Consider the following 3,119-nt stretch of genomic DNA (forward strand, 5'->3'; position numbering starts at 1 on the left):
CTGTTCGTAGAGTTTTGTTAAATAGCTCAATAAATCCGTTCTGCATTGGCCTGCCTGGCTGAATAAAATCGAGTATCACGCCGTGCAACTCTGCCCATTCAGCTAAAGCAGCGGCTGTAAGTTCTGGCCCGTTATCGCTGCGTATAAATGCCGGATAGCCTCTTTCAGCACTTAACCGCTCCAGGATGCGTACAACGCGATGAGCAGGTATATCCAAATCAACTTCGATTGCCAGCGCTTCCCGATTAAAATCATCGACGACGTTAAATAACCTGAATCGCCGCCCGTCGATCAGGGCATCGCTCATAAAATCAACTGACCAACAGTGGTTCATTTTATGCGGAATAACCAACGGCTGTGGATGCCTGTTAGGTAAGCGTTTTATTCTTTTACGCCGAAGGTTCAGTTTTAATAATCGGTAGATCCGGTAAACCCGTTTTGCATTCCACAGTAATCCTGCCTGGCGTAACTTATTGAACATGAGGCCAAAACCATAAGCCGGATACTGATGCGCCAATTTTTGCAGTGCCTCGACCACGGGCAGATCCCGTGCCGTGTTCGGGGAATAATGCACCAGGCTTCGCCTTATACCGATAATCTGGCACCCGCGTCGTTCGCTGGCCTGATGTTCCGTCATGACGTAACGCACCAACACACGCTTTTCGGGCACCGCTAAAGTTTTTTTGAAACAACATCCTTAAGAATTTCATGATCTAAGCTCAAGGAGGCATACATCTGCTTTAATCGGCGGTTTTCCTCTTCCAGCTCTTTCATTCGTTTGATATCAGAGGACTCCATACCGCCGTATTTAGATTTCCAGTTGTAATAGCTGGCTTCCGACACGCCGTTTTCGCGGCACACATCCTTAACGTGCCGACCCCCTTCAACTTCTTTTAGAACTCGCAGGATCGGAGTTTCAGTGAAACGAGCTTTCTTCATGATGAGCCTCCTTTGGTTGTATTTTAACCAGAGAACTCTATCAAGCAGTAAGACTAAATTCAGGAGGGACTACAGCCGGATCTCAGACTGGGCATCGGACTGCGTTTTAGTAGTTGATGAATCAGGGCCATACTTTTTTACCCAGGCATAGAGGCTGTGCGTGGTGATATCAAGACGGGTGGCGACGCTTGCGATGGAATGGCCGCGATCAACAACCTGTTTGACCGCTTCAATTTTGAACTCTTCAGGATAATGTTTACCGCTCATGAGCACATCTCTTTTAAGTCATTTTAAATGACTCGGAGGTGTCTGTTAAACCCGTGGCGATTCAGTTTAATAAAGAAAATATATTACTCATGTTGCTTATTCCTTTAAAAAAGCAGAGTGACAATATCTGACTTCTGAAGCTGGCTGATATCTTTAAGGCTTTTACCTGACTGGAAAGAGAGATGATGCTGACCTTTACACACAAATGTCCCCGGAACCCGCCATCTGTTTGTTTGTTTGTTTGTTTTACAACAAACTGTACGCAGATTGTTCTATCTGCTTCTAATGTTGCCACCTTATTAAATTAAAATTCTTTATTTTTCAATGGAATTTAAGTTTTGGCATCGTGGTACAAACACTGCAATGACCTGTACGTCAACTGGACACTACAGGAGAGAAAACGATGGCAATGCGTCAATGTGCAATCTACGGGAAAGGGGGTATTGGGAAATCCACCACCACCCAAAACCTTGTAGCGGCTCTGGCCGAAATGAACAAGAAAGTCATGATTGTCGGCTGCGACCCTAAGGCTGATTCAACCCGCCTTATTCTGCATGCGAAAGCACAGAACACTATCATGGAAATGGCCGCTGAAGTGGGTTCCGTGGAAGATCTGGAGCTGGAAGATGTGATGCAAATCGGCTATGGCGGCGTGCGCTGTGCGGAATCAGGTGGCCCTGAGCCTGGTGTGGGTTGTGCCGGACGCGGGGTGATCACCGCCATCAACTTCCTCGAAGAAGAAGGCGCGTATGTACCGGATCTGGATTTTGTGTTTTACGACGTATTGGGCGATGTGGTATGCGGCGGTTTCGCGATGCCGATCCGCGAAAATAAAGCGCAGGAGATCTACATCGTGTGCTCCGGTGAAATGATGGCGATGTATGCCGCCAACAACATTTCCAAGGGCATCGTGAAATACGCGAAATCGGGCAAAGTTCGTCTGGCCGGGCTGATCTGTAACTCCCGCCAGACGGATCGCGAAGATGAACTGATCATCGCGCTGGCCGAAAAACTTGGCACGCAAATGATCCACTTCGTGCCGCGTGACAACATTGTGCAACGCGCTGAAATCCGCCGCATGACGGTCATCGAATACGACCCGACTTGCGCGCAGGCAGATCAGTATCGTGCACTGGCGAACAAAATCGTCAACAACACCAAAATGGTGGTGCCGACACCGGTCACCATGGATGAGCTGGAAGCCCTGTTAATGGAATTCGGCATTATGGAAGAAGAAGACCTGACCATCGTCGGTCGTACCGCCGCCGAAGAGGCGTGATTTCGTCCCCTTTATCCAGAGATGCACAGACCTGCGGGAATGTGCACCTTTTCAGGCAATCAGCGGAGTCTTTATGACCAGTGAAACACGCGAACGTAACGAGGCGTTGATCCAGGAAGTGCTGGAGATCTTCCCCGAGAAGGCGCTTAAAGATCGTAAGAAACACATGATGACCACCGACCCGGCGATGGAATCTGTCGGCAAGTGTATTGTCTCAAACCGCAAATCGCAGCCGGGCGTGATGACCGTGCGAGGCTGCGCTTACGCCGGTTCCAAAGGCGTGGTCTTTGGCCCGATCAAAGACATGGCACACATCTCCCACGGCCCGGTTGGTTGCGGCCAGTATTCCCGTGCCGGACGCCGTAACTATTACACCGGCTGGAGCGGCGTAAACAGCTTCGGCACCATCAACTTCACCAGCGATTTTCAGGAACGGGACATCGTATTTGGCGGCGATAAAAAGCTCGACAAATTGATCGACGAACTGGAGATGTTGTTCCCGCTGACCAAAGGCATTTCGGTGCAGTCGGAATGTCCGGTCGGTCTGATCGGTGATGACATTTCTGCCGTCGCCAAAGCCAGCAGCGCCAAAATCGGTAAGCCGGTCGTGCCGGTACGCTGCGAGGGTTTCCGC

2 protein-coding genes and 2 pseudogenes are annotated in these 3,119 nt (G+C 49.8%); 2 read left to right on the plus strand and 2 right to left on the minus strand.

Annotated elements, in window-relative coordinates; translation table 11 throughout:
* Positions 1-939, minus strand: a pseudogene (locus tag AC1DUO_RS23850) (IS3 family transposase); the annotation flags it as partial.
* Positions 940-1,014: 75 nt separating this feature from the next.
* Positions 1,015-1,206 (minus strand): annotated as a pseudogene (locus tag AC1DUO_RS23855) (transposase); the annotation flags it as partial.
* Between the two features lie 403 nt (positions 1,207-1,609).
* Here AC1DUO_RS23855 and nifH point away from each other — a divergent pair.
* Positions 1,610-2,485, plus strand: a complete 876-nt coding sequence (gene nifH, locus AC1DUO_RS23860) for a nitrogenase iron protein (protein ID WP_014333921.1) — start codon at positions 1,610-1,612, stop codon at positions 2,483-2,485.
* Between the two features lie 73 nt (positions 2,486-2,558).
* The coding region (locus AC1DUO_RS23865) for a nitrogenase component 1 (protein WP_477989060.1) at positions 2,559-3,119 on the plus strand (561 nt) is incomplete at its 3' end.

The sequence above is a fragment of the Rahnella sp. P4_A8 genome, from assembly GCF_056402435.1.

What these genes read in the sequence shown, in the direction of transcription:
- nifH (WP_014333921.1), top strand. Translation starts at nt 1,610, where the DNA reads ATGGCAATGCGTCAATGTGCAATCTACGGGAAAGGGGGTATTGGGAAA.